Source organism: Tomitella fengzijianii (assembly GCF_007559025.1).
GTDB lineage: Bacteria > Actinomycetota > Actinomycetes > Mycobacteriales > Mycobacteriaceae > Tomitella > Tomitella fengzijianii.
Window position 1 is genome coordinate 3,665,919 of record NZ_CP041765.1, and the last position, 26,317, is coordinate 3,692,235.

The window sequence follows — 26,317 nt, forward strand, 5'->3', positions numbered from 1 at the left end:
CCAGGATGACGCTGAGACGCACACGGACCGCGCCGCGCCGGCGCGGGCCCCGCGCACGCCCGCGCAAGGCCGCCGCGACGGTGCTGGCCGCCGGGCTGTGCGCGATCGTCGTGGTGTGCCTCATGGCCTACGGCGAGCGGTTCACGCCCACGGCGCGGGTGACCGTCGTGGCCGACCGCGCGGGGCTGGTGCTCGACGTCGACGCCGACGCCACCTACCGGGGTGCCGAGGTGGGCCACGTCGCGCACATCGCGCGCACCGACGACGGGCACGTGCGCCTGGCTCTGGACCTCTACTCGGACCGCATCCGGAAGATCGACCGGAACGCGCGCGTCGAGATCGCGGCCACCACCGTTTTCGGCGCCAAGTACGTGCACTTCCTCCCACCGGAGCGGCCGTCCGGCGCCGCGCTCACAGAGGGTGACGTGGTGGACGCGCAGCACGTGACCGTCGAGATCAACACCGTGTTCGAGAACCTCACCGGCCTGCTGGAGGAGGTGGAGCCGCAGAAGATCAGCACCACGCTCGGCGCGCTGGCGGACGGGCTCCGCGGCCAGGGGACGCCCCTGGGCGAGGCCCTCGAATCCGCCGACCGCCTCGTCGGCCGGGTCAACGCGGAAGCGGGAGCGGCGCTGGCACAGGACATCGCGGATGCGCCGGAGGTCACCGGCGCCTACGCCGACGCGGCGCCGGACCTCATGACGGCACTGAGGCAGGGGATCACGACCGCCGACACCGTCACAGGGCGCCAGGAGGCCATCGGGGCGGGACTGCGCTCGGCCACGGCCATGTCGCGTTCCGGCACCCGGGTGCTCGACGACAACGCCGGACCGCTCGACCGCATGCTGCACCTGCTGGAACCCACCACCGGACTGCTCGCCGAGTACTCCCCCGAGTACACCTGCCTGCTCAAGGGCCTCGAGGTGACCCGTGAACGGGGCGAGCCCGCCTTCGGCACCACCAACCCCGGCATGTCGCTGGATGTCGGGTTGGTGCCCGGCACGCCCATCTACCAGTACCCGCAGCACCTGCCGAAGGTGAACGCGAGCGCCGAACCCGGCTGCTACGGGCTGCCGGAACTGGCGCCGGGCGAACACGCTCCTTATCTGGTGACCGACACCGGGGTGAACCCGTATCCGCCGGAGCGCACCGAGCCGCGGCTCACCGGCCCCACCGTGCTCGAGTACCTGCTGGGCGCCCCCGAGATCGGAGGGCCGTGACATGTCCGTGCCACCGAGCCTCCGGCCACGGCTGCCGCGCCCGTTCGGTCCCCGCTATACGGGCGCGCGGCGCCGGCGCGTCCCCGGCTCCGTCGTGAAGATGCTCGCCTTCGCGACCGTGATGCTGCTGATCCTCGGGTTCCTCGTACTGGTATTCGGTAGGTTCCGCACCGGCGAGCGCACCGGATACCAGGCCGTCTTCGCCGATTCCTCCGGCATGTCGGACGGCGCGCCGGTACGGGTCGCAGGCGTCCAGGTGGGCCGCGTCGAGAACCTGGTGCTGCGCGAGGACTCCACCGTCGCGGTCGCCTTCACCGTCGACGCCGAGCTGACGCTGCCCGCGGACTCGCGGGCGACGATCCGCTACGAGAACCTCGTCGGCGACAGGTATCTGGAGGTCCTCCCACCTCAGGGCACCGCGACGTCCGCGCCGATGGAGCCGACGGGAGCCGGCACGCTCGCCCCCGGCGCGGTGATCCCTGTCGCGCACACCTCCCCCGCCCTGGACCTCGACCTTCTGCTGGGTGGATTCCAGCCGCTGTTCCGCGCCCTGGACCCCGGTCAGGTCAACAGGCTCACGGCCGCGTTGATCGACACCTTCCAGGGGCGCGGACAGTCGCTGGCGTCGCTGGTGGGGAAGACCGGACGGTTCACGCAGACCCTGGCCGATTCCGACGCCGTCATCGGCCGCGTCATCGACAACCTCAACACCGTCCTCGACACCGTCGCGGACCGGGGCACCCAGTTCGACGACGTCATCACCCGGCTCCAGGAACTGGTCAGCAGCCTCGCAGCGGAGCGTGATCCGTTGGGCGAGGCGGTCACCCGCATCGACGCGGCGGCGCAGGCGGCGGGAGGACTGCTCCACGATCTGCGGCCGCCGCTGGATTCCACCATCGACCAGCTGGGCCGCACCACGGCCCTGATCGAGCAGGACGAGGCGAACGTGTCCGACCTGCTGGCACGGCTCCCCGAGACGTATCAGTTGCTTTCGCGCACAGGATCATACGGCGATTTCTTCCAGTTCTACATGTGCGGGCTGGTGTTCCGGTTCACCGGCGCCGACGGCGAGATGTTCGAGTACCCGATGGTCCAGCAGTACGAGGGGAGGTGTGCGCCCAAGTGAAGCAGTTCCGGGAACGCGATCCCGCGCCGATCGCGGTCATCGGCGTGGTCCTCACGCTCATCGCCGTCGTGGCCGCGCTGCAGTACGACAGGCTCCCGCTGTTCGACGGCACCGACACCTACCAGGCCGACTTCGCCGAGGCCGGCGGGCTCGAGGTGGGCGACGACGTCAGCGTGTCCGGCATGGCCGTCGGCACGGTGGAGGGCATCCGACTGCGCGGGACCTCCGTGCGCGTCACCTTCGGCGTGGACGACGGGGTGCGGCTGGGTCGCGACACCCGTGCGGCTATCACCACCGTGTCCGCGCTGGGCGACCGCGGCCTCGCGGTGACCCCCGACGGCCCGGACTCACTGGGACCCGGCGGCGTCATCCCGCTCGACAACACGCGTTCGCCGTACTCGCTCACGGACGCGCTCGGGCAATTGTCGGACACGGTCGACGCCACCGACACGGCCCGGCTGGACGAGTCGTTGCGGACGCTGTCGGAAACCATGGCCGCCGTCGATCCGCGCATGGACCGGGCGCTGGACGGCGTGGCGCGCCTGTCGCAGACGGTGTCCTCGCGCGATGAGTCACTGCGCGCATTGCTGGACAGGGCGAACGAGGTGACCGCGATCCTGGAACACCGCAGCGATCAGATGGACGCGCTCCTGGTGGACGCCGATCTCATACTCGGAGAACTGCAGCGCCGCCGCGACGACATCGCCGGCCTGATCGCGAACGTGGACACGCTCTCCACGCAGCTGACCGGGCTCGTCGCCGACACCGAGGACTCGCTGAAGCCGACGCTGCAGAAGCTCGACTCGGTGCTCGACATGCTCAACGCCCGCCGCGACGACATCGCCGCGGCCATCGAGAACCTGGGGCCGTACTCGCGCGCGCTCGGGGAAAGCGTCTCCAACGGGCCGTTCTTCCTCGCCTACGTGCAGAACGTGCTGCCCGAGGCCAACCTCGCGCCGCTGATCGATCTGCTGGTACCGCCGAACGGAGGTGACTGAGCATGCCGCGCGCACATCGTTTCCGCGTTCTGCACCGCGCTGCCGGACGCGGTGGGCGCTACCGGGGGCTCGCCGTGATCGCCGTCGTCTGCGCGCTGCTCGCCCTGTCACTCGCGTACGTGCGGTCCGGCAGCGGAAGTACGGAGATCTCCGCGGAGTTCAACTCCGCGACAGGGATCTACGAGGGCGACGACGTCAAGGTCCTGGGCGTGCGCGTCGGCACGATCGACTCGATCGACCCCGGTCCGTCGAGCGTGCGGATCACCATGCGGATCGACGACGACGTGACCGTGCCCGCCGACGCGGAGGCGTTGATCGTGTCGCAAAGCCTCGTGGCGGCGCGCTTCATCCAGCTCACTCCCCCGTACGACGGAGGTCCCCGCATGCGGGACGGCGACGCGATCCCCCTGCAACGCACCGGCGTACCCGTCGAGTGGGACGACATCACGGCCTCGCTCGCCGAGTTGACCGATGTGCTGGGCCCTCCTGATCAGGGGCCGAGCAGCACCGACGCGGACGGGCACGGGGATCCGGGCTCCCTCCCGTCCATCATCACCCGCGCGGCCGGGATGGTCGACGGCCGCGGGGCGGCGTTCAAGACCGCGATGACGGAGCTGTCGCAGGCGCTGTCCACCCTCGCCCACGGGCGCGAGGACCTCTTCTCCATCGTCCGCAACCTGCAGGTGTTCGTCTCCGCGCTGCGGTCCAGCTCCGACCAGATCGCCTCGTTCAACCGCAACCTCGCGGCGGTGACCGGCGTGCTCGACGACAACCGCGATCTCCTGGGCTCGGCGCTGTCGAGCTTGGACGGCGCCCTGGCCGACGTCCGCGGATTCCTCGACGAGAACGGCGAGCTGCTCACCCGGGATCTCGCGCAGATCGGAGACGTGACGCAGGTGCTCTCCACAAAGAGCGAGGAGCTGGCGGGCATCCTGCACCAGGCGCCGACTCAGATGGCGAACTTCTACAACATCTACAAGCCTGCGCAGGGCTCGATGACCGGCGTGCTGTCGGTCCCCAACATGGCCAACCCGATCCAGTTCATCTGCGGATCGATCGCGGGCGCCGCCCGGTCGAACTCCGCCGAGGCGTCCCGACTGTGCGAGGAGTACCTGGGCCCCTTCCTGAGCACGCTGCGGATGAACTACCCCGACGTCCTGCTCAACCCCGTCACCGGCGTGTTCGCCGACCCCGGCCAGGTCGTCTACAGCGAACCGGGACTCGCGGAGTCCGTGCCGGAGCTCCGGGCGCCCACCGCGGACCCGGGTGCCGCACCGCCGGGGCAGCCCGCCGCCGGCGCACCGGGGCCGCACGCCTCCGCGATGCACGACCTGCTCCTGGGGGTGCTGCCGGGATGAGCGCACACCGCACCGTGGTCGGGACCGGCACCCCCGGGGGCCGCCGTCGTCTGCGCGCCGCAGCGGCGGTGCCGGCCGCCCTGCTGCTGGCCGTTCCGGCCGTCGCCGGGTGCGAGTGGAACGGCATCGAATCGATGCCGTTGCCGGGCGCCGCGGGGCACGGGGACGGCGCCTACACCGTCACCATCGAGATGCCCGACGTCACCACCATCACGCGCAACTCTCCGGTCATGGTCGACGATGCCGTCGTCGGTTCCATCACCGAACTCGCACTCCGCGGGTGGCACGCCGAGGTCACAGTGACGATCGACGGCGGCACCGAGCTGCCCGCCGACACGGTCGCCTCCGTCGGGCAGACCTCGCTGCTCGGCTCCAGCCACATCGAGCTGTCCACCCCTGCCGACGGCGCGGCGGCGGGGACGCTGGCGGACGGTGATGTCATCCCCCTCGAGCGCGCCGGCGCCTACCCGACCACCGAGCAGACCCTCTCCGCCTTGTCTCTCGTCCTCAACGGCGGGGGACTCGGGCAGGTGCGGGAGATCACCGGCGAGCTCAATGACACCCTCGACGGCCGGGCCGGCACCGTCGGCCATCTCGTGGGCGAGCTCGACACGCTGATGGGGACACTCGACGGGCAGCGCGAGCAGATCTCCTCCGCGCTCGACGGGCTCGACCGGCTCTCCGCGACGGTGGCAGGGCAGAACTCCGTACTCGACACGGCGCTGGTCAGCGCGGACGGTGCCGTGGACGCACTGGCGCAGCGGCGCACCGATCTGACGGCCGCGCTCACCGCGCTCGGCGAGTTCGGGGACACCGCGCGCCGGGTGATCGACGCCGGCGGACACGACCTCGTCGATTCCGTCGCCGACCTGACCCCGGTGCTCCGGCGGCTGGCCGACGCCGGAAAGGACCTGACCGGTTCGCTGTCCGTGCTCCTGACGTTCCCGTTCCCGATGAACATCCTCGACAACACCATCCGCGGCGACTATTCGAATCTGTTCATGACGCTGGACCTGACCGTGCCGCGGATCAAGAGCGACATGCTGCACGGTTCGCCGCTGGGCCGGCAGGCCGCTTCCGGTGAGGGCGCTCTGGGCAGCCCCGCCGGTCTCGGCGCGGACGCGGCCGACCCGTTGCTGGCGCCGCTGACGACGGAAGGGGGCACGCCATGATGCTCAGCAGGTTCGTGCGGTGGCAGCTGGCCGTGTTCGCGGTGCTCACCGTCGTCGGGCTCACCCTGATGTCAGTGCGGTTCCTGCGCGTTCCCGAGGCGCTGGGCGTCGGTCGCATCACCGTGACCGTCGAGCTGCCCGGCACAGGGGGACTGTACGAGCGCGCCAACGTCACCTACCGCGGCGTGACCGTCGGGCGGGTCCGGCAGGTGCGGTTGACCGACACCGGCGTGGAGGCGGTGATGACCCTGCCCGACGACGCGCGGATCCCGTCCGACGGGCTGGCGGTGAACGTGCACAGCATGTCGGCCATCGGCGAGCAGTACATCGACCTCGTCCCGGCCTCCACCGGAGCGCCGTACCTGCACGACGGTCAGGCGATCGGCCCGGACCGGGCGACGTTGCCGCAGGCGGTGGGACCGGTGCTCGACCAGGCCGACGCCCTGCTCGACGCCGTGCCGGACGGCGCACTGGACACGCTCGTCGACGAGACCTACACGGGGTTCGCCGGAGCCTCCGACGAGTTCAGCCGGCTCGTGCGCGCCACCCGGCAGTTCCTCGACACCGCGGGCCGCAACGCCGACGCCGCCGTGGGACTGCTCCGCGACGCACAGCCGCTCCTCGACAGCCAGGTGCGTTCGGAGCAGTCCATCAGGGCGTGGGCGGAGGACCTCGCCGGGATCACCGGCCGGCTGGCGGAGTCGGATGCGCACGTGCGCTCGATCTTCGACCTGACCGCGCCCACGGCCGACGCCGCACGGACCGTCCTCGACGAAACCGCCCCCGCGCTGCCGACACTGCTGCGCAATCTGAACGCCGGTGTCGCACTGGCGGACACCTACCACTCCGGCATCGAACAGCTGCTGGTGCTGTTCCCGCCGCTCACCGCTGCGATCCAGACGGTCGTCAACGGCAACCTGGAGGAACAGAAGGCCGTCGTGGACTTCCACATGCAATTCGGCGACCCGCCGGCCTGCCTCACCGGGTACCTTCCGCCCGGCGAATGGCGCATGCCCACGGCGACGGACACTCCGCCGACGCCGTCCGACCTCTACTGCAAGGTCCCCCAGGACGCCAGGATCGCCGTCCGCGGTGCGCGGAACCTGCCGTGCGCGGAGCACCCCGGCAAGCGCGCCCCCACCCCGGAGCTGTGCGACGATCCGCGCGGGTACGTGCCACAGGGCGACAACCCGCCCTTCCCGCCCGCGTCGGCACGCGGGAACGGAGGCGGCGGATGATCCGCCGCAGCGCACCCGCCCTCGCCGCCGTCCTGCTTCTCGCCGGTGCGCTTGCCGTCGGGGCCCTGCTCGTCCTGCAGGCCCGCTCCGACGATGCCCGGCACGACCGGACCGCCCGCGCCGTCGCGCTCGCAGCGGAAGCGGTAACCAGGCTCACCACGGTCTCGCCGGAGTCGGCCGAGGACGACACGGCACGCGTGCTGGCGCTCGCCGGTGGAGACTTCCGCGACAGGTTCGCCGTGCGCTCCGGGCCCTACACCAAGGCCGTGCGGGCGGCCGGGGCGTCGGCCACCGGCACCGTCGTGGCCGCCGGCGCCGAATCCGGTACGGCGTCCTCCGCCCCGGGGGAGCCCGGTGACATCACGGTGCTCGTCGCCGCCGGGCAGGAGGTGTCCTCCGCAGAGGCGGACGGGCCCCCGGTCACCGAGTCGCTGACCTTCCGGTTCCGGGTGACCGTCGCCGACGGTCCCGACGGCCCCGTGGTGTCGGAGCTGGAGTTCGTGCGATGAGGGCGGCGACGCGTTCGCTCCTGGCCGCCGCACTGCTGGTGCTGCTCTGCGGCGCTGTACTGCAGCACCATCACGTCCGGGCCGACGAGGAGCGCGCCGCTGCGGCGGGGGCCGTCGCGGCAGCGGAAGCGCAGGCCACCGCGCTGCTCTCCTACCGCCCCGAGACCGCCTCCCGCACCCTGCACGCCGCCGAGGCCGCGCTGGCGCCGGGCCCCTTCCACAACCGGTACGCCGACATGATCGAGCAGCGCACGATCCCGGCCGCGAAGAACGAGCGGATCGGCACGTCGGCCGAGATCGCGGGTTCGGCCTGGCTGTCCGGCGATGACGAGCGCGCCCGCGTACTCCTGTTCGTGAACCAGACGAGCCGCTCGGGCGACGATCCCCCTGAATCGGCAGGCAGCCGCATCGAGGTGACGGTCACCCGCGCCGACGGCGATTGGCGGATCGTCGAGTTCCGGCCGATCTGACCTGCGGCCGGGGCCGGACGATGGACCCGGCAGCCCGCGGCCCGGAGCCCGCGGCTCTCGGATACTGCCGGCGCGCGATGTGCAGTAGCGTCTGGTCACATGTCCGCGTACGAGTTCGAGTCCACACGCCGCCGGTTGACCGCCCACCAGGCGGAGACCGTCGCCGGTCTCACCGAAGCGGCCGTCGTGGTGTTGCGGGAACGCGGATACGCGGGCCTGACCGTCCGCCTCGTCGCCGCCGAGGCCGGCGTCGCGCCCGCCACGGCCTACACCTACTTCTCCTCCAAGAGCCACCTTCTGGCCGAGGTCTTCTGGCGCCGGCTCGCCGCGCTCCCGCACCGGTACGGTCGCGGCGACACCGCTCGGGGCGACTCCGCTGACGGCGACGCCGGCCGCGCGGACCCCCACCAGGACGGCCGGTCTTCCCGGTCCGACCGGGTCGCGACGGCGATGCGCGACGTGGCGTTGCTGGCGGCCGACGAGCCGGAGTTCGCGGCCGGCGTGACCGCCTCGCTGCTCGGGGACGACCCGGAGGTCGCTCACCTGCGCATCCGGATCGCGCTGAACATCCGCGCGCGGATCGCACGCGCCCTGGCCCCGGATGCCGAGGACCCCGTCGCCGCCGCGGACCCGGAGGTGCTCGAGACCCTCGAGGTGATCTGGGCGGGCGCCCTGCTGCGCGCGGGCATGGGGCATCAGTCGTACGCGAGCATCGCCGAGCGGCTCGAGGCGTACGTCCGCCACGTGGTCGAGTAGGCGACCGGTCCGCGTGATCGGACCGTGAGCGCCCGCAACGATCCGGAACCGCTGCCCCAGAGCGCAATTCACCACGTTGCGTTATCTGATCGTGATAATCGGCGCGGAAAAGATACGTCATTTGGCGGATTCTTTTTACTCCCGTGCGGTCTAACGTCGTATCCGCATCGACTCTTCGAACGATCCGGAGCAGACCATGAGCGCACCCACCACCGTCACGGCTTCCGCCGTCGCCGCACCCGCAACGCGCACCGGCCACCCCGAGATCCACGTCGCCGACTTCACCGGTGCAGGCATCATCACCGCCCGCGCCGTCGCCGGCGGCGCGGGTCCGGCCGACGCCGACGGGGCGTCCTCCACCGATCACGCCCCGCACCTCACCCGCACGCCCGCAGCCGGACAGCCGTTGTCGGTGGCCGCCGCCGGGGACTTCGTCTACTTCACCACCTGGAGCTCCCCGCTGGGGGACGGCACCGTGCAGAGGGTGCCGCGCCGCGGCGGCCCGGCGGAGACGGTCGCCGACGGGCTGCACTGCCCCGTCGGCGTGGCCGCGGACGCGCACACCCTTTTCGTCACGACGTTCTACGGGGCGCTGCACGTCTTCCCCCGCGGGGGGACGCCCTTCCGGATCGACCTGAGCGCACACCTCGAAAACCCCAACGGCATCGTCCTGCAGGGGACGACGCTGTACGTGGTAGACTGGACGGCCGGCGCGGTGGCCGCGATCGACACCGGCGAGCTCGGCGGCCCCGGTTCGACGCCCGCCGTCCGCACCGTCCTTCGCCCGGGCAGCCTGACCCGACCCGGGCACATCGCCGCGGGCGACGGCGTCCTGTACGTCACCCAGACCGGCAGCGCCAGGGGGCTCGACGGCACCATCGAGCGCATCGACCTGCGGACCGAATCGCCCCGCACCGAGACGCTCGCGGGCCGCCTCGCCTACCCGACCGGGATCACGCTGCACGACGGCACGCTCTACGTATCGACCGTCGACTCCCGCTCGGTCGTGGCGCTCGACGTCGACGACCCCCGTCCTGTGCAGGTCGTCTCCGGACTCGAAACACCCTGGGGGCTGGCCATCTGACCAGGGGAACCGCTTCGGCGCCGGCGACTCCGCGGAACCGGCGCCGGGGCGCGCGGCCCGAAGGCCGAGGCATGCGCAGGCCCGGGCACTCCATTGTCCGGACACGTGTCCGACGTCTAGGATCACACCGCATAGAACACGTTCCATCGCAGAGGTGATCGGACCGGCGGCCACTCCGGGCCCGGCCTGCGACGCGCCGAAGGAGCCCCATGAGCAACCCCAGCACCACACCCGTCCCGGCGCAGGCCGTCGACGGGTACTCCGACGAGGTCGACGTCCTGGTGATCGGCTTCGGCATCGCCGGCGGTTCCGCCGCGGTGGGCGCGGCCGAGCGGGGCGCCCGAGTGCTGGTGCTCGAACGCGCGGCGGAGGCCGGCGGCACCACCGCGATGGCCGGCGGCCACTTCTATCTGGGCGGCGGCACCGCGGTGCAGAAGGAGACCGGCCACGACGACTCGCCCGAGGAGATGGCCAAGTACCTCATGGCCGTCTCACGCGAGCCCGACGAAGCCAAGATCCGCGCCTACTGCGACGGCAGCGTGGCCCACTTCGACTGGATCGAGTCTCTGGGCCTGAAGTTCGAGCGCAGCTACTACCCCGAGAAGGCCGTCATCCAGCCGGGAACACAGGGTCTGATGTTCACCGGCAACGAGAAGGTGTGGCCGTTCAAGGACGAGGCCGTGCCGGCCCCGCGCGGCCACAAGGTCCCCCAACCGGGCGACACCGGCGGCGCCAGAATGGCCGTCGACGTGCTGCTGCGCCGCGCCGAGGAGCTCGGAGTCCAGATCCGCTACGAGACCGGCGCCAGCGCGCTCGTGACCGACGGCGACCGCGTCGTCGGCGCCGCATGGAAGCGCTTCGGTGAGACCGGGGCGATCAAGGCGAAGTCCGTGGTGATCGCCGCCGGCGGGTTCGTGATGAACAAAGAGATGGTGGACGCCCACGTCCCGCAGCTGGCCAAGAAGCCGTTCACCCTGGGCAGCACCTACGACGACGGCCTGGGCATCAAGCTGGGCGAATCGGCGGGCGGCGCCACCGAACACATGGACCAGGCCTTCATCACCGCACCCGTGTACCCCCCGTCGGGCCTGCTGACGGGCCTCATCGTCAACGCCGAGGGCCGGCGGTTCGTCGCAGAGGACTCGTACCACTCGCGCACCTCCGGCTACGTCATGGACCAGCCGGGGCAGCGGGCGTACCTCATCGTCGACGAAGCCCACATGGAGCGCCCCGAGTTCCCCCTGTGCCCCTTCATCGACGGCTGGGAGACGGTCGCGGAGATGGCGGACGCGCTGGGCATCCCCGCGGACGCATTGACCTCCACTCTGGACCGATACAACGCGGGCGCCGCACGCGGCGAGGACCCCGACTTCCACAAGTCGCCCGAGTGGCTCGCACCCCAGGACCACGGACCCTGGGCGGCGTTCGACATGACCCTCGGCAAGGCGCTGTACGCGGGTTTCACGCTGGGCGGGCTGCGCACGTCGGTCGACGCGCAGGTGCTCCGCGCCGACGGCACCGTGGTCGACGGGCTCTACGCCGCGGGCGCCTGCGCGTCGAACATCGCCCAGGACGGCAAGGGCTACGCCAGCGGCACCCAGCTGGGCGAGGGGTCGTTCTTCGGCCGGCGCGCGGGCCACCACGCCGCGGCCCGGCCCTGACCGCCGGCGGCGCCTGAACCCGGCCGACGCCGGACGCCGACTGCCGCAGATCGGGATGCGCGCGTGACCGCCCGCGCACGGCCGTGAGAACCTGAATCCTTGAGCCCCCGCGCGCCGCGTCGCCGCGGACGACCGGGCGCCGTCCCCCGACGAGTGAGGTTGTCAATGACCGAGACCGCCATTCCGGCTGTCGAGGGCTGGTTCACCACCGGCCCCGAGCCCGCGCTGGTGGGCACCAAGTGCACCGCGTGCGGCAACATCTCCTTCCCGCGTGAGACCACGTTCTGCAAGAACCCGGCATGCCCCGGCGAGACCTTCGACGACGTCGAGCTCTCGCGCCGCGGCACCGTGTGGTCCTACACCGACGCGCAGTACCAGCCGCCCGAGCCGTTCATCCCCGCCACGGATCCGTACGTGCCGTTCGCCCTGGCCGCCGTCGAGCTGCCCGAGGGCCTCGTCGTGATCGGCCAGGTGGCGGACGGCTACGGCGTGGACGACCTCACGGTGGGCGCCGAGGTCGAGCTCGTCGTCGAGCCCCTCTACACCGACGACGAGGGAGTCAGGACCATCTGGCGGTGGAAGCCGGCCGGTTCGGCGAGCACGAAGGAGCAGCAGGCATGAGCAAGCACGATGTGGCCGTCGCGGGCGTCGGCATGCACGCGTGGGGCAAGTGGGGCCGCCCCTTCGTCGAGTACGGCGTGGCGGCCGCGCGGGACGCGCTCAAGGATTCCGGCATCGACTGGAACGACGTCGACTTCATCGTCGGCGGCGAGACCGTCCGCAACGGCTACGGCGGATACGTCGCCGGCGCCACGTTCGCCAGCGCCCTCGGCTGGAACGGCGCGCGCGTGGCCACCTCGTACGCGGCGTGCGCCACCGGCGCCCAGGCGCTCGACACCGCCCGTACCCGCATCCTCGCCGGGCTGAGCGAGGTGGCGCTGGTCGTCGGCGCGGACACCACGCCCAAGGGCTTCCTCAAGCCCAACGCCGGCGAACGCTGGGACGACCCGGACTGGCTGCGGTTCCGGCTCATGGGGATGACCAACCCGGCCTACTTCGCGCTCAACGCCCGCAGGCGCATCGACCTGTACGGGGCCACGCAGGAGGACTTCGCCGCCGTGAAGGTGAAGAACGCCAAGCACGGGCTCAGCAACCCCAACGCGCGGTACCGCAAGGAGTTCTCCGTCGCCGACGTCATGGCCTCGCCCGTCGTCGCCGACCCGCTGCACCTAATGGACATCTGCGCCACCTCCGACGGCGGGGCCGCAGTGGTGCTGACGTCGGTGGAGTACGCGCAGCGCCACGGGCTCACCGGGCCGCGCATCAACGCCATCTCCACGGTCACGCCCACCTTCCCGCAGACGCAGCTGGACATGCCGTACTTCTCCTCGGAGTCCACCGCCGCCGCGCCGGCCCCGCAGTACACGCACAAGGAAGCGCTGGCCCGCGCCGCCTACGAGGAGGCCGGCATCAGCCCCGAAGACGTCGACGTCGCCGAGGTGTACGACCTGTCGACGGCCCTCGAGCTGGACTGGATCGAGGACCTGGGCCTCGTCGAACGCGGCACGGCCGAGCAGCTGGTACGCACGGGCGACACGTCCGTCGGCGGCAGGCTGCCCGTGAACCCGTCGGGCGGGCTGGCCTGCTTCGGCGAGGCCGTCCCCGCCCAGGCGCTCGCCCAGGTGTGCGAGCTGACCTGGCAGCTGCGCGGCCAGGCCGAGGGCCGCCAGGTGGAGGGCGCCCGCGTGGGCATCACCGCCAACCAGGGGCTGTTCGGCCACGGATCCTCGGTGATCCTCAGCGCGTAGCCCCCGCCGCACGGCCAATGAGCGCGTGCCCACGGTTTCCCGTACGGAACCGTGGGCACGCGCTCATTGTGGGTAGGCCCGGCGGAGGCCTCTCACGCCTCCACGTTGCGCATCATCCGGTACCCCGCCCCGAACAACAGCACGCCGAGCACCGCGGGAACGGCCAGCAGGAGCACCGCGACCGGCGTGTCGACAAAGAAGCGGCCGACGGCCGGCCAGCCGCGCTGCCAGGTGATCAGCAGCGCCGCCACGGCCGCCACCAGCGCCAGGATCAGCGCCGCGGTGAACATCCCGTTGGCCCGCCACTTGAGGTAGACCACCCCGGCGAACACGCCGAGGGCGGCGAACGCCATGGTCACGAGCACCATCGAGAAGAACACGAGCGCCGGGCTGTCGGTGATCCGGTACACGACCGAGAGCACTTCCAGGTGGACGGTATAGCCGTCCGTGGCCCGCTCGATCTGCGCGAAGATCAGCACCAGCACGCCGTTGACGACCCCGGTGCACAGCGACGTCAGCGCCGTACCCAGGTAGAAGTCGCGGCGGGTGACGCCGAGCCCCATCGCGAACGGGAAGTGCTGGGTGGTGATCGACGCGAACATGGCGACCGAGAAGAAGAACAGCGTCGACCCGACTCCGTTGAACCCCTCGTCCGGGATCTCCACGCCCTGTGAACGGACGATGGCGAGGATCGCGGCATGCGCCCACGTCACCACGAGGACGATCGCCCACGGCATGGCGAACAGCATCCACTGCCTGCTGTTCATGCGGGTCACCGCGAGCGCCCGCGAGAACGCGACGTTGCGCAATCCCGCCGCCGCCTCCTGCCGGCCTATCGCCGCTTCTTGTGCGTTCATCATCTGCTGCCCCGTCCCGTGGGCGTTCGCCCCGTCGTCCGGCCGTGTTCCCGCTGTCCTGGTCCCGGCTGTCCTGGTTCCCGCTGTACTGGTCCCGGTGTTCATGACGCCTGCCGTCCTTCCGTCCCGGTGGCGCCGATCATCAACTGCTGCAGCGACGCCGGTGCGATGTCCACTCCCCGCTCCCGCGCCCGGGCCAGGTCGTCGTCGGTGAAGTCGCCCTGCAGCGTGACGCGCGCCTGCGTGCCCAGGGTTTCGCGCCGCAGCTCCGTGCGCCCCGCGGCGAGGTCGTCGATGTGCGCGGTCCCGCCCGTCGCCACCACCGCTCTGCGTCGCAGGTTCTCGGCGCAGTCGTCGATGAGCACGCGGCCCCCGTCGATGAGCACCACGTGCTCGAGAAGGTTGGCGACCTCGTCCACCAGGTGCGTCGAGAGCACGATGGTGCGCGGGTGGGCGGCGTAGTCGGCCAGCAGCTCGTCGTAGAACATCTGGCGGGCGACCACGTCGAGGCCCAGGTACGGCTCGTCGAACAGCGTCACCGGCGCCCGCGACGCCAGCCCGATGATGATGCCGAGCATCGAGTGCATCCCGCGCGACAGCTTCTTCACGCGCCGGCCAGTGGGCAGATCGAACTTGCCCAGCAGGTCGTCGGCGAAGCCCTGGTCCCACTGCGGAAGCAGATCCGCGGCGGAGGCCAGCACGTGCTTGACCTTGAACTCATCGGGGTAGCGCTGGCTCTCCTTCACGAAGCACATCGACGACATGGCGTCGCGGTCCTCGAACGGCGCACGACCGAAGACGTCGACGCTGCCCGAGGACGGCTTCGCATGGCCGGTGATGATCTGCATCGCGGTGGTCTTGCCGGCGCCGTTGCGGCCGAGCACGCCGCAGATGGTGTTCTCCTGGATGGCGAACGAGACGCCGTCCAGCGCGGTGACGTCGCGGTAGGTCTTGCCCAGACCCGCCACGCTGATCGCTGTGGTCATGACTGCTCCTCAGTGGTTGCGGATTGGGCGGCGGCGAGGGCGTCGCGCGCGGTGTCGCCTTTTTCGAGCTGGGTGACGAGCCGGGCGATGTCGGCGGCGGAGATGCCGAGCTTGCGGGCCTCCTCCACGGCCGGCGCGAGGTAGCGGGCGACGAAGTCCTCCCGGCGGCGGAAGCGCAGCTTCTCGCGCGCCCCCGGGCTGACGAACATGCCGATGCCGCGCCGCTTGTACACCGTGCCGTCTGCGACGAGCGTGCCCAGGCCCTTCGCGGCGGTGGCCGGGTTGATGCGGTGGAACATGGCCAGCTCGTTGCTGGAGGGCACCTGCGCGTCCTCGTCCAGCGAGCCGTCGATGATCGAGTTCTCGATCTGCTCGGCGATCTGCTGGAAGATCGGCTTGTCCGACGTCAGCATGACCGCGCCCCCGTGCTCGCACCGCGGACCGGCCGGCGGTGCGCGACGGCGCACCCCCCGCTCCGGCCCTTTGGTTCGTTACTCATGTAATGAACCATAGCGCTACCGAACCGATGAGGCAAGGGTTGCGACGCGAAGCGGCCCCGCGGACCACGGCTGACGTGGTCGACGGGGCCGCTGGGAGATGCCGCCCGGTCTGCGCCGGGCGTGCCTCCGCTGCTACTTCACCTCGGAGCGCATGATCGCCCGCACCCCGATGGCCAGCGGGATCACCAGCCAGATCACGCCGGACACCCCCAGCGTCGCCCAATCTCCGGCCGGGCCCGACTCGTACATCCGGTTGAGCGAGTAGTTGAAGTCCACCCACGGCTGCAGGTCCGCGAACCACTCCTGCGCGCCGGCGAGCGCACCGAACACCCCGGGGACCACGAACGAGTACACGAAGTACCCGACGATGGCGGCCGGCGAGTTGCGGATGAGCACGCCCAGCATGAAGCCGACCATCAGGCCCAGCACGTTGATGATCACGATGCGCGCCACATCGACGGCGGACACGTCCCACGTCATGCCCGCGCCGCGGATGAGCGACCCGATCACGTTGCCGAGCGCGCCGATGCCCAGCGCCAGCAGCATCGACACCGCGCCGACGACCACCGAGGTGATGGCCTTGGCCCCGATGACGCGCCCACGGTCCGGCACCAGGGTAAAGGTGGTCAGCCCCGTGCGCTGGCTCCACTCGCTGGTCACCGACAGGATGGCCATGACCGGTAGCAGCACTGCCATGGGCACGCCGATGGCCGTGGCGAATGCGCCGTAGTTGATCTCGTCGGCGTCGATGAACGCGATCACCGCGATCGTCGCCACCAGGGCGAGCACCCCGATGCTGGCCATCAGCCAGAAGCCGGAGCGGGTGTCGAACATCTTGCGCGCCTCGACCCTGACGAGGCGGCTCATCGGGACCGTCGGCGCGCTGCCGTCGATGGTGATGGCGGGTGCCCCGGCGGCGCCCACGGTGCCTGCGGTGGTGCTCATGCCTGTGCTCCTACTGTCTGGGCGGGCGCAGCGGCGGACGCGCTGCCCTCACGCTGCGATTCGTTGGTGAGCTGCAGGAACATCTCCTCGAGCCCGGCGGACTCGGCGGGGCGCAGCTCGATCAGCGGAATACCCGCCGCCGCGGCCACCTTGCCCACCTGCTCGGGCGCGGCCTCCGTGGTGAGGCCGCCGCCGGAGCGCGGCGTGGAGGTGATGCCCGCGGCACTGAGCGCCACCGACAGCGCGGTGTCGTCGCCGGCCCTGACCAGCGCCCCCGACGCCTGCAGCAGCTCATCCTTGGTGCCCTGCGCGATGATCTTCCCCTGGCCGATGACGATGATCTCGTCGGCGATCACCTCGATCTCGTGCAGCAGGTGCGAGGAGAGCAGCACCGTGCCGCCCCTGTCCGCATATCCGCGCAGCAGGGTGCGCATCCAGTGGATGCCGGCCGGGTCGAGGCCGTTCGCCGGCTCGTCCAGGATGAGGATCTGGGGGTCGCCCAGCAGCGCGTTCGCGATGCCGAGTCGCTGGCGCATGCCCAGCGAGTAGTTGCGGACGCGGCGCTTGGACTCCTCGGGGGTGAGGCTCACCAGGTGCAGCATCTCGTCCACCCGCGACATGGGCAGGCCCATCGTCATGGCGCTGAGCGTGAGGATCTCGCGGCCGGTGCGCCCGGCGTGCTGCGCCGACGCGTCCAGCAGCACGCCCACCTGCGTCCCCGGGTTGGGCACGCGGCCGAACTCGACGCCCGACACCGTGGCCGAACCGCTGCCGGCCGGGGTGAGCCCGGCGATGATGCGCATCGTCGTGGACTTGCCTGCGCCGTTCGGCCCCAGGAAGCCGGTGACCATGCCCGGCTTGCAGGTGAACGAGACGTCGTCGACGGCGGTGAAAGCCCCGTACGTCTTCGTAAGGTTCTCAACGGTGATCATGGTGACCACTCTGCCGCCCGCGGGCGCCCGCGCACATCGGTCTACAGCCTGATTCTGTGCAGCCGAAAGTATGAGATCGCTCAGGGGGAAGTAGGGGATGTCCCCCGGGTTTCCCGGGCCTCGGGACGGCACGCGCGCCCGCGACGCGCAATAATCGACCATGTCGGCGCCCACGCGCCGGCCCGACGCGGAGGGGAGGAGCAACGTTGCTCGTCTACGTGCTCGCGCTGCTCACCGCCGTCGCCAACGCGACGGCCTCGGTGCTGCAACGGGCGGCCAACCGCAAGCGCCCCGCCGACGAGCTTTTCCATCCGCGCCTGATCATCCGGGTACTGCGCGAGCCGCTCTGGTTCGCCGGCATCGCCGCGCTGATCATCAGCTTCTTCCTGCTGGCCGGGGCGCTGGGCAGCGGCCCAATCTCCATCGTCGAACCGCTGGTGGTCCTCACCCTGCCGCTGACCCTGGTGATCGCCGACCTCACCTTCGGGCGCCACACGCGGCCCGCCGAGTGGGGTGCCGCGGCGGCCATCACCGTGGGCCTGGTGGGGGTTCTGTTCTTCCTCGCCCCGGAGGCCGGCCCCGGGGAACCGATCCCCGCATCCACGTGGGCATGGGGCCTCGGCGCCGCGGCGGTGTGCATCGCGGTGCTCGTGGTGGTGGCCGCCCGCTCCGCCGTCGGTTCGATGGCCCGGCCCGCCCTGCTGGGAGTCGCCACCGGAGTCGGTTTCGGAACCAACGCGGCGCTGATCAAGGCGATGACGGCCGCATTCAACCACGGCGGCCTGCCGGAGCTGGTCACCACGTGGCAGACGTACGGGGTCATCGTCTGCGGCGCGCTGGCGTTCTTCCTTCTGCAGGCGGCCCTGGGTTCCGGCCCGCTCATCGCGGCGCAGCCCGGGCTCACGGGCGCCGAGCCGATCGTGTCTATCCTCTGGGGGACCATCGTCTTCGGGGAGCATGTGCGCGGCGGGTTGTTCTACATCGGCACCGGCATCTCGGCCGCGGTCATGGCCGCCGGCATCTTCGCGCTCACCATGGCGTTCACCGCGGCCGTCGAGCCGGAGGGCATCGCCGCGGCGATCTCCGACGACCGGACGGCGACGCGCCGCCTGCACTCCGCACCCGATCCGCACGGCGCCTTCGGGCTGTGCGACGACCTCTTCCGGGACGACGACCTGCTCCCGGACCACCAGCAGATCCCCGACGACGAACCCGCCCCGGACGATGAGCACGCACCCGCGGTCAGGCCCGTCGACGAGGCCGGGAACCGTCAGGTCCCGGGGAAGCGGCGCGGCGCGGGCAACCGGCACCGGCCGGAACTCGAACCGGACTGACCGCCCGGGCCCTGCGCAGTGCTGGTCTACCTGCTCGCGATCCTCACCGCTGCGGTGAACGCCGCCGCGTCGGTCCTGCAGCGCGCCGCCAATCGCAAGCGTCCGCCCGACGAGCTCTTCCACCCGCGGTTGATCGTCCGCATCCTGCGCGAGCCGCTGTGGTTCGCGGGGCTCGCGGCGATGATCGCCAGCTTCGTGCTCATGGCGGCGGCCCTGGCCAGCGGGCCGATCGTCGTAGTCGAACCGCTGCTCATGCTGGACCTGCCGTTCACCCTGGTCATCGCGCGGGTGTTCTTCGGCCGCCGCACCCGGGCGGACGAATGGCGGGCGGTCGCCGCGATCACCCTCGGCCTGGCAGCGCTCCTGTTGCTCCTGGCCCCGACGGGCGGCGACGCGGCGGACGTGCCGGGGCGCACGTGGATCATCGGGCTCGGGGCGTCGGCCGCCGTCGTGGTCGTCTTCGCGGCGCTGGGCGCCCGCGCGCCCGTCGGATCGCTCGCCCGGCCCGCGCTGCTGAGTTTGGCCGCCGGCACCGGCTTCGGCGTGACGACGGTGCTCACCAAGGCGTTCACCACGGAGATCGTCGACGGGGGCCTGGCCGGGGCGTTCACGACGTGGCCCGTCTACGGCCTGCTGGTGGCCGGCGCGATCGCGTTCTTCCTGCTGCAGGTCACGTTCGGCTCGGGCCCGCTGATCGCCGCCCAGCCGGGGCTGACGGGCACCGAGCCGGTGGTGGCGATGATCTGGGGCGTCGTCGTGTTCGGGGAGAACGTGCGCGGCGGGTGGTATGCCGTGCTCGCGGTGCCGGCGGTGGCGCTCATCGCGGTCGGGGTGGGGGTGCTGGCCCGCTCGTTCGCCGCCGCGGGTGCGCGTGACTGATCAGGCCCCGGCCGCGTGTGCTCCGAGGGGTCCGACGCGCAGTCCCTGCGCGCGGCAGGCGCCGACGATGCGGGGCAGCGCGGCCAGCGTCGCCCGCCACGAGCCGGGCTGCGCGTAGGCGTCGGTGTCGTGCAGCAGGATCGTGGCGCCGCCGCGCAGGCCGGGTCCCACCACGCGCAGCACGTCGCCGGCGGTGACACCCGCCGTCCAGTCCTTCGCCCACACCGACCACAGCACCGGGGTCAGCCGGGCGCGCCGCGCGGCGAGCACCCCCTGCCCGGTCAGCACCCCGTAGGGCGGGCGGTACCAGCGCGGCGGGCGCCCCGTCACATCCGAGATCAGGTCGCGGGCCGCCCGCAGCTCGGCGCCGACGGGGCCGGGCCGCAGCAGCTGGTTGCGGTGGCACCACCCGTGGCAGGCGATCTCGTGCCCGCGCTGCGCGGCCTCCCGCGCCACCCGCGGATGCCTGCGCACCTGCTCGCCGACGCAGAAGAACGTGGCCCGCACGCCCAGTGCGTCCAGCGCGTCGAGGAAGTACGGGGTGGACGCCGAGTCGGGGCCGTCGTCGAAGGTCAGCGCCACGTGATCGGCGGCGCCGGGCCCGCACAGCGACGGCGCGATCGCCCTGCGCACCGGCGGCAGCCACGTGCCCGCGGGCAGGACGTGCGCGGCGGCCACGGCGCCGAGCACCCGTCCGGTGACCCGCGCTCCGGCCATGCGCCCCATGCCCGAAGCCTAGGCTCGAAAGCATGCAGGGGCAGCGGATTCTGCTGGTCTCGGCGGGCATGGGCGCCGGGCACGACCAGTGCGCCCGCGAGCTGGCCCGCCGGTTCACCGAGCGCGGCGCTGAGGTCCGCGTCGTCGACCTGCTGGCCCTGCTTCCGCTGCGCCTGGGGTCCGCGCTGCGCGGGTTCTACGGCGGCATGCTCGCGCACGCGCCGTGGCTGTACTCGGCGATCTACCGGGTGTTCATGGCGGACCACCGGGACGCGTCCGCCGGGCGCCGCGGAGTGTCGCGGTCGCGCCCGATGGCGATGCTCGGCGCCCGGGCGCTGGCGCCCGTCGTCGACGATTTCGCCCCCACCGCCGTCGTTTCGACGTTCCACCTGGCAGGCCAGGCCGTCGGCGAGCTCCGGCGATGCGACGGACACGACTATCCGTCGGTCGTCGTGATCACCGAGATGGTGGCGCACGCGATGTGGCTCGGCGGCGGCGCGGACCTGTACTGCTGCATCTCGGAGCCCATCGCGCGCCAGGTGCACGCGGCGACGGGGGCGGACGCGATCGGCCCCGGCCCCCTCATCGACCCGCGGTTCCGCCGACCGTCCGGCCGGGAAGCGGCTGCGGCGGAGCCGAACGCCCAGAGCGCGGTGCTGGTCTCCACCGGATCGTGGGGCATCGGCGACATCCTCGAGACGGTCGCCGCCCTGGCCGCCGTCCCCGGGATCCGGCCGGTCGCCCTGTGCGGGCGCAACGCGCGGCTGCACCGGCGGGTCGCCGCCCTTCCGGGCGCGACTGCGCTGGGCTGGCGCGACGACATGCCCGCGCTGCTCGCCGGCGCGGCCGTCGTCGTCGACAACGCGGGCGGGTCGATGTGCATGGAGGCCCTCGCCGCCGGCGTCCCCGTCGTCGAATACCGCCCCATCGCCGGCCACGGCGTGCCGGTGGCGCGCGCACTCGTCGAGCACGGGCTGGTCACGGGCGCCGACGACGCGGCCGCGCTGGTCCGGGCGGTCGACGCGCTGCGCCGGCCCGGCCCGCGGCGCTCCGCGCAGGTCGAGCGCGGCGCGGCGCTGTTCCGCGCCGACCCCGCCGCGGAGATCGCCCGGTGGCTGGCGCGCCGCGCGGGTTGAACACTCGGCAAGTCGACCACTGCGCAGGTCGAGCACAGTGCTCGCACCCCCGTCGGCCGCCGACCACCTACTCTTGCCTCGTGGACCCCGCCGACTACCAGCCGCCGCTCACCGTGTGGGGGCACGTCTGGCGGACGCTGCTGGCACTGGCGATCTCCGCGCTCGCGTGGTCGCAACTGGCCGGCTGGCAGTGGGAGCACGCGCGCTGGTGGTTCTTCCTGGACCTGGGTCTGGGGCTCGGCCTGTTGATCCTCGGCTTCACCCGCCGCCGGTTCCCGGTCGCCGTCACCGCGGTGACGGCGGTCCTGGCGGCGCCGTCCGCGTTCGCCGGCGGCGCGGCCACGCTCACGCTCGCGTCGCTGTCCACCCGCCGCCGGTGGCGCGAGATCCTGCCCATCAGCGCGGTGTCGCTGGCATCGGGGATCGTCGTCGAATACGCCAACCCCACCACCGACGATGACTGGCGTGTCATCGTCCCGCTGTCCGCGGCGTTCGTCGGCATCACGGTGGCGTTCGGCCTCTTCATCGGCTCGCGCCGCGAACTGCTCGCCACGCTCCGCGAGCGCGCCGAGCGCGCCGAGACGGAGCAGTCGCTGCGGGTGCGGCAGGCCCAGATCGCCGAGCGCGCGCGGATCGCTCGCGAGATGCACGACGTCCTGGCCCACCGGATCTCCCTGCTCACCCTGCACGCGGGCGCGCTGGCCTACCGCGACGACCTCGACCCGCACGAGGTGCGCAAGGCGGCCGGGATCATCCAGGACACCTCCCACCAGGCGCTTGTCGAGCTGCGCGAGGTACTCGGCGTGCTGCGCGAGGGCCCCGGCGACGCGCTGCCCGAGCTGCCGCAGCCCGACGCCGACGACCTGCCCGAGCTCATCGCGGAGGCGCGCGCCGCCGGGCTGCGCATCCGCTACGAGGACACGCACTGGCCCAGCGCCATCCCGATCGCGACCGGGCGCACGCTCTACCGGATCGCCCAGGAGGGGATCACCAACGCCCGCAAGCACGCGCGCGACACGCTCGTCACCGTCGTGCTCACCGGGTCCCCGCGCAGCGGACTGACACTGCGCGTGGACAACCCGCTGCGCGTCGGCACCGATCCGCACCGGGCGCCCGAGTCGGGGCTGGGACTGGTGGGCATCGCCGAGCGCGTCGAGCTGGCCGGCGGACGCCTGACGCACCGCGTCGCCCCCGGACGCCACTTCGTATTGGAGGCCTGGCTACCGTGGCCGTCATGACGATCCGCGTGCTCATCGCCGACGACGACGCCCTGGTGCGGGCCGGGCTCGCAATGATCCTGGGCGGAGCGGCCGACGTGACCGTGGCCGGCGAGGCGGACGACGGCGCCCACGCCTGCCGGGTCATCGAGGAGTCCGCGGCCGGCGCCGAGCCGGTGGACGTGGTGCTGATGGACATCCGCATGCCGGTGCTCGACGGCATCTCCGCCACCGCGCGCATCGCGGCGATGTCGCGGCCGCCGAAGGTGATCGTGCTGACCACCTTCGACGCCGACGACTACGTGGTGCGGGCCCTCGCGGCCGGCGCGCACGGGTTCCTGCTCAAGGACACCGCGCCGCCCGCCATCGTCGACGCGGTGCGCAAGGTGCACGCCGGCGAGCCGATGCTCTCGCCCACCGTCACCGCGCGGCTGATCCGGCAGGTCGCCGAGTCCGCCCCAGACGGCCGCGCACTGGCCGCCCGCAAACGCACGGCGGCGCTGACCGGCCGGGAGCGCGACGTCGCGATCGCCGTGGGGCACGGGCACTCCAACGCGGAGATCGCCGAGAACCTGCACATGAGCCTGGCCACCGTGAAGGCGCACATCGCGCACTGTTTCGCCAAGCTGGAGGCCACCAACAGGGTGCAGGTGGCCATCACCATGCACGACGCGGAACTGCTGTAGCGCGGCGGCGAGTTGGTGGTTCTCCGGTGCTAAAACCGCCGCGGGCCACCGAAAAACCACCAACTCGGCGGCCGGTCAGGAGCCGAAGGACGACCCCAGGCTGCCGGCGGGCACGGCAGGAGCGGTGGGCTCCGTCGACGGATCGCCGTTGAGGCCCGCGACGAGCTCCTTGACGGCCGCGGCATCGGCCTCGGGCGCCGTCCGGTTGGCCTCCAGCACGGTGAAGGTCACGTTGCCGGCCTTGAGCTCGGCCAGGTCCGATCCGGGCTCGGGCACCGCGTCGGACCGGCCCGGCCGCAGCTCGTAGGTGGTGTCGCCGGTCTTCTCGTAGCCGATCGCCGCCTGGGACACGTCCGACATCGGCGCGTACACATAGCCGTTCGGCTCCGTGGCTCCGTCGGCCAGCTTCGGGTAGTTGATGTTGAGCACGGTGCCCTCGGGGAACTGCGGGATACCGTCGGCCAGGATGCCGGTGACCAGGTTCGCGGTCTCGTCGAACGCGCCCGCGCCGTCGCGGCTGGTCGCCGTGCTCACCGCGATCGCCGGGATCCGGTACACGCCGGCCGCCACGACCGCCGCGCCCACCGTGCCCGAGTAGTTGGTGTCCGCACCGCTGTTGGTGCCCACGTTGGTGCCGGAGACGACGAGGTCCGGCGGGTTGTCCTTGAACACCTCGTTGAGCCCGAACATCAGCGAGCCCACGGGCGTCGCGCTCACCGCGTAGACGTCGGGGTCGTCGCTGGGGTGCGTGACCTCGATGCTGCCGGTGAACTCGAATCCGGCGCTCTGGCCGCTCTGGTTCTCGGCCGGGGCCACCATGGTCACGTCGTACCCGGCCTCCTTGAGCGCCTTGTACGTGGCCTGGATCCCGTCGGCGTTCCAGCCGTCGTCGTTGGTCAGCAGGATCCGCAGGGGACTCTGCTCGGCATCCGCGGCAAGGGAGGTGTCGATCTCGTAGGGCCCGGCCGCGGGTTCCGACGTCGCCGAGCAGCCGGCGGTGAGGGCCAGAGCCGACGTCGCCGCCAGGGCCGCGAGGATGTTCCGAGTACGCAATGCACGCCTTTCGTCACCAGTGATGTGTGACGCGGAACATAGCAACCTGGACGAGTGTTTCGTTAGCGGATCTCGCTCCATGGAATTCGGCGGCCGCCCCCGCGCCGAGTTGGTGGTTCTCCGGTGCTAAAGCCGCCGCGGGCCACCGAAAAACCACCAACTCGGCGGCCGGTCACTCGGCCGACGCGTACCCGCCCCGCCGGTGCTGCACCGCCACGACGGCCAGCCCGGCCACCAGCCACACCGCGCCCACCACCTGCGCGACGCCGTTGGCCTCCACCAGCACGACGAGGAGGATCGCCGAACCCAGCACGGGCGCCACCAGGTGCGAGACGACGCGGCGCGGGCCGCCCAGGCGCCGCACCCAGTAGTAGCCGATCACCGAGCCGTGCAGCAGCAGGAACGCGCACAGGGCGCCCACGCTCACCACCGAGACGAGGATGTCCAGCCCGTCGTCCGCCGAGGCCGCCCACACCGCGATGACCACGTTGAACGCCGCCGCGATGAGCACCCCCACGGCCGGTACCCCGGTGTGCCCGTCCACCTTGGCCAGGAAGGCCGGCAGCCGCTTGGCGCGCCCCATGTCCATGAGGATGCGCGACGCCGCCGCCTGGCCGACCATCGCGGAGAACGCCGCGCCCGCCGCCTTGGACACCGCCAGGGCCGTGGACAGCCAGCCCGCGATCCTGTCGTCGACGAGGCGGTAGTAGGCGTCGCCCTGCAGGTCCGGGTTCGCCGCGAGGAACTGCGGGGTCTCGGTGGTGATCAGCGCGGCCACGTACGTCTGCGCGGCGAACAGCAGACCCGCCGTCACCAGGCAGATGACGAGTGCGCGGGCCACCATGCGTGACGCCCCGATGGTCTCCTCGGCGAAGGTCGCGATGGCGTCGAATCCCAGGTAGGACAGCATCGCCACCGACACCGCGCCCAGCACCGCCGTCAGCGACAGCCCGCCCACGCCTGTGAGCGGCGAAAGCGGGTCGCGCACGGTGCCGTGCTCGGCGATCACCCGGACGCCGCCGGCCAGCACCATGGCCAGCACGATGCACTCGGCGGCGACCACCAGCGTGGCCACGCGTGCGGCGATCCGCACGCCGGCCAGGTTCAGGCCCGTCGTGAGCACCACGGCCATCGCCGTCCAGCCCCACGTGGGCACCGCGGGCAGGAACGAGTGCATCGCGATGCCCGTGAACAGGTAGGCCACCGAGGGGATCAGCAGGTAGTCCAGCATCACCATCCAGCCGCCCATGAAGCCGGTGCGCGGCCCGATCCCGGCGCTCGCGTAGGCGAACACCGACCCCGCGCGCGGCACCCGGCGCGACATCAGCGCGTACGAGTAGGCGGTGAACGCCATCGCGACCGTCGCCACCAGGTACACCAGCGGCACCGCGCCGTGGCTCTGCGCGTCGAGCGGGCCGAAGATGCTGACGGCCGCGGCGGGCCCGATGAACACCAGCCCGTAGACGACCAGCTCGAAGAAGTTGATGCGCCGGCGCAGCGTCGGGGTGCCGCCGGACGGTGCGTCCTCCGGCGCTGCGGCGGGGCGTTCCGCGAGGCTGTCCTGTTCGGTCATGGGGGTGTGCCGATCCTTCCGGGCCGGGCCCGAACGACCCGGAGAACTGTGGTGGTGCGAATGCACGGGGAAGCCGCGCTGCGCGACGACATGCGCGAGGGG

Annotated in this window: 26 protein-coding genes; 18 read left to right on the forward strand and 8 right to left on the reverse strand. The window is 71.9% G+C overall.

Annotation, left to right across the window (positions count from 1 at the left end; translation table 11 throughout):
• Positions 1 to 5: 5 nt before the first annotated feature.
• The 13 genes from FO059_RS16630 (at position 6) to FO059_RS16690 (ending at position 13,400) form a co-directional block, all read left to right on the forward strand.
• Positions 6 to 1,220 carry an MCE family protein gene (locus FO059_RS16630; protein WP_143910053.1) on the forward strand — a complete coding sequence of 405 codons (1,215 nt, stop codon included), beginning with the start codon at positions 6 to 8 and terminating at the stop codon, positions 1,218 to 1,220.
• Position 1,221: 1 nt separating this feature from the next.
• A complete protein-coding gene (locus tag FO059_RS16635; RefSeq protein WP_143910054.1) occupies positions 1,222 to 2,346 on the forward strand; it encodes an MCE family protein in 1,125 nt (374 codons plus the stop codon).
• A complete protein-coding gene (locus tag FO059_RS16640; RefSeq protein WP_158726363.1) occupies positions 2,343 to 3,344 on the forward strand; it encodes an MCE family protein in 1,002 nt (333 codons plus the stop codon). Before FO059_RS16635 ends, FO059_RS16640 begins: the two co-directional genes overlap by 4 nt.
• A 2-nt stretch (positions 3,345 to 3,346) precedes the next feature.
• Positions 3,347 to 4,702 carry an MCE family protein gene (locus FO059_RS16645; protein ID WP_143910056.1) on the forward strand — a complete coding sequence of 452 codons (1,356 nt, stop codon included), beginning with the start codon at positions 3,347 to 3,349 and terminating at the stop codon, positions 4,700 to 4,702.
• Complete coding sequence (locus FO059_RS16650) at positions 4,699 to 5,874, forward strand: MCE family protein (protein WP_143910057.1); 1,176 nt, start codon at positions 4,699 to 4,701, stop codon at positions 5,872 to 5,874. The genes FO059_RS16645 and FO059_RS16650 overlap by 4 nt, the downstream gene beginning before the upstream one ends.
• Positions 5,871 to 7,112 carry an MCE family protein gene (locus FO059_RS16655; RefSeq protein WP_143910058.1) on the forward strand — a complete coding sequence of 414 codons (1,242 nt, stop codon included), beginning with the start codon at positions 5,871 to 5,873 and terminating at the stop codon, positions 7,110 to 7,112. The genes FO059_RS16650 and FO059_RS16655 overlap by 4 nt, the downstream gene beginning before the upstream one ends.
• Complete coding sequence (locus tag FO059_RS16660; protein WP_143910059.1) at positions 7,109 to 7,621, forward strand: hypothetical protein; 513 nt, start codon at positions 7,109 to 7,111, stop codon at positions 7,619 to 7,621. The genes FO059_RS16655 and FO059_RS16660 overlap by 4 nt, the downstream gene beginning before the upstream one ends.
• Positions 7,618 to 8,091: a twin-arginine translocation pathway signal gene (locus FO059_RS16665; protein ID WP_143910060.1), complete on the forward strand. Its 474-nt coding sequence runs from the start codon at positions 7,618 to 7,620 to the stop codon at positions 8,089 to 8,091. The genes FO059_RS16660 and FO059_RS16665 overlap by 4 nt, the downstream gene beginning before the upstream one ends.
• Before the next feature lie 99 nt (positions 8,092 to 8,190).
• Positions 8,191 to 8,847 (forward strand): TetR/AcrR family transcriptional regulator, encoded by a 657-nt coding sequence (locus FO059_RS16670; RefSeq protein WP_143910061.1) that lies wholly within the window; start codon positions 8,191 to 8,193, stop codon positions 8,845 to 8,847.
• 196 nt (positions 8,848 to 9,043) lie between these two features.
• A complete protein-coding gene (locus FO059_RS16675; protein ID WP_143910062.1) occupies positions 9,044 to 9,931 on the forward strand; it encodes an NHL repeat-containing protein in 888 nt (295 codons plus the stop codon).
• Positions 9,932 to 10,140: 209 nt separating this feature from the next.
• Positions 10,141 to 11,592, forward strand: coding sequence for an FAD-binding protein (locus FO059_RS16680; protein ID WP_143910063.1), 1,452 nt, complete (start codon positions 10,141 to 10,143; stop codon positions 11,590 to 11,592).
• 165 nt (positions 11,593 to 11,757) lie between these two features.
• A complete protein-coding gene (locus FO059_RS16685) occupies positions 11,758 to 12,213 on the forward strand; it encodes a Zn-ribbon domain-containing OB-fold protein (RefSeq protein WP_143910064.1) in 456 nt (151 codons plus the stop codon).
• The gene (locus FO059_RS16690) at positions 12,210 to 13,400 is read left to right on the forward strand and encodes a lipid-transfer protein (protein ID WP_143910065.1); all 1,191 of its coding nucleotides are present in this window, start codon (positions 12,210 to 12,212) and stop codon (positions 13,398 to 13,400) included. Before FO059_RS16685 ends, FO059_RS16690 begins: the two co-directional genes overlap by 4 nt.
• Before the next feature lie 92 nt (positions 13,401 to 13,492).
• Here FO059_RS16690 and FO059_RS16695 read toward each other — a convergent pair whose 3' ends face one another.
• From FO059_RS16695 to FO059_RS16715, 5 genes are all read right to left on the reverse strand, one after another.
• A complete protein-coding gene (locus FO059_RS16695; RefSeq protein WP_143910066.1) occupies positions 13,493 to 14,260 on the reverse strand; it encodes a hypothetical protein in 768 nt (255 codons plus the stop codon).
• 98 nt (positions 14,261 to 14,358) lie between these two features.
• Positions 14,359 to 15,243, reverse strand: coding sequence for an ABC transporter ATP-binding protein (locus FO059_RS16700; protein WP_143910067.1), 885 nt, complete (start codon positions 15,241 to 15,243; stop codon positions 14,359 to 14,361).
• Complete coding sequence (locus tag FO059_RS16705) at positions 15,240 to 15,656, reverse strand: GntR family transcriptional regulator (protein WP_143910068.1); 417 nt, start codon at positions 15,654 to 15,656, stop codon at positions 15,240 to 15,242. Before FO059_RS16705 ends, FO059_RS16700 begins: the two co-directional genes overlap by 4 nt.
• A 219-nt stretch (positions 15,657 to 15,875) precedes the next feature.
• Positions 15,876 to 16,688 carry an ABC-2 transporter permease gene (locus FO059_RS16710; protein ID WP_143910069.1) on the reverse strand — a complete coding sequence of 271 codons (813 nt, stop codon included), beginning with the start codon at positions 16,686 to 16,688 and terminating at the stop codon, positions 15,876 to 15,878.
• A complete protein-coding gene (locus tag FO059_RS16715) occupies positions 16,685 to 17,620 on the reverse strand; it encodes an ABC transporter ATP-binding protein (protein WP_199256970.1) in 936 nt (311 codons plus the stop codon). Before FO059_RS16715 ends, FO059_RS16710 begins: the two co-directional genes overlap by 4 nt.
• Positions 17,621 to 17,826: 206 nt before the next feature.
• On the opposite strand from FO059_RS16715, the gene FO059_RS16720 reads away from it, so the two are divergent.
• Complete coding sequence (locus tag FO059_RS16720) at positions 17,827 to 18,954, forward strand: DMT family transporter (RefSeq protein WP_143910071.1); 1,128 nt, start codon at positions 17,827 to 17,829, stop codon at positions 18,952 to 18,954.
• Positions 18,955 to 18,972: 18 nt separating this feature from the next.
• Entirely contained in the window at positions 18,973 to 19,833 is an 861-nt protein-coding gene (locus tag FO059_RS16725; protein ID WP_143910072.1) for a DMT family transporter, read from the forward strand.
• Here FO059_RS16725 and FO059_RS16730 read toward each other — a convergent pair whose 3' ends face one another.
• A complete protein-coding gene (locus FO059_RS16730; protein ID WP_143910073.1) occupies positions 19,834 to 20,559 on the reverse strand; it encodes a polysaccharide deacetylase family protein in 726 nt (241 codons plus the stop codon). It lies immediately after the preceding gene.
• 23 nt (positions 20,560 to 20,582) lie between these two features.
• Between FO059_RS16730 and FO059_RS16735 the strand changes: the two genes are divergently transcribed.
• The 3 genes from FO059_RS16735 (at position 20,583) to FO059_RS16745 (ending at position 23,589) form a co-directional block, all read left to right on the forward strand.
• Entirely contained in the window at positions 20,583 to 21,686 is a 1,104-nt protein-coding gene (locus tag FO059_RS16735; RefSeq protein ID WP_143910074.1) for an MGDG synthase family glycosyltransferase, read from the forward strand.
• 80 nt (positions 21,687 to 21,766) lie between these two features.
• The gene (locus FO059_RS16740; protein WP_143910075.1) at positions 21,767 to 22,924 is read left to right on the forward strand and encodes a sensor histidine kinase; all 1,158 of its coding nucleotides are present in this window, start codon (positions 21,767 to 21,769) and stop codon (positions 22,922 to 22,924) included.
• The gene (locus tag FO059_RS16745; RefSeq protein ID WP_143910076.1) at positions 22,921 to 23,589 is read left to right on the forward strand and encodes a response regulator transcription factor; all 669 of its coding nucleotides are present in this window, start codon (positions 22,921 to 22,923) and stop codon (positions 23,587 to 23,589) included. The genes FO059_RS16740 and FO059_RS16745 overlap by 4 nt, the downstream gene beginning before the upstream one ends.
• 75 nt (positions 23,590 to 23,664) lie before the next feature.
• Here the strand turns inward: FO059_RS16745 and surE are convergent, their stop codons facing one another.
• Complete coding sequence (gene surE / locus FO059_RS16750; RefSeq protein WP_158726364.1) at positions 23,665 to 24,642, reverse strand: 5'/3'-nucleotidase SurE; 978 nt, start codon at positions 24,640 to 24,642, stop codon at positions 23,665 to 23,667.
• A 172-nt stretch (positions 24,643 to 24,814) separates the two neighbouring features.
• On the reverse strand, positions 24,815 to 26,215 hold the full coding sequence (locus tag FO059_RS16755; RefSeq protein ID WP_143910078.1) for an APC family permease: 1,401 nt from the start codon (positions 26,213 to 26,215) through the stop codon (positions 24,815 to 24,817).
• Between the last annotated feature and the right edge of the window lie 102 nt (positions 26,216 to 26,317).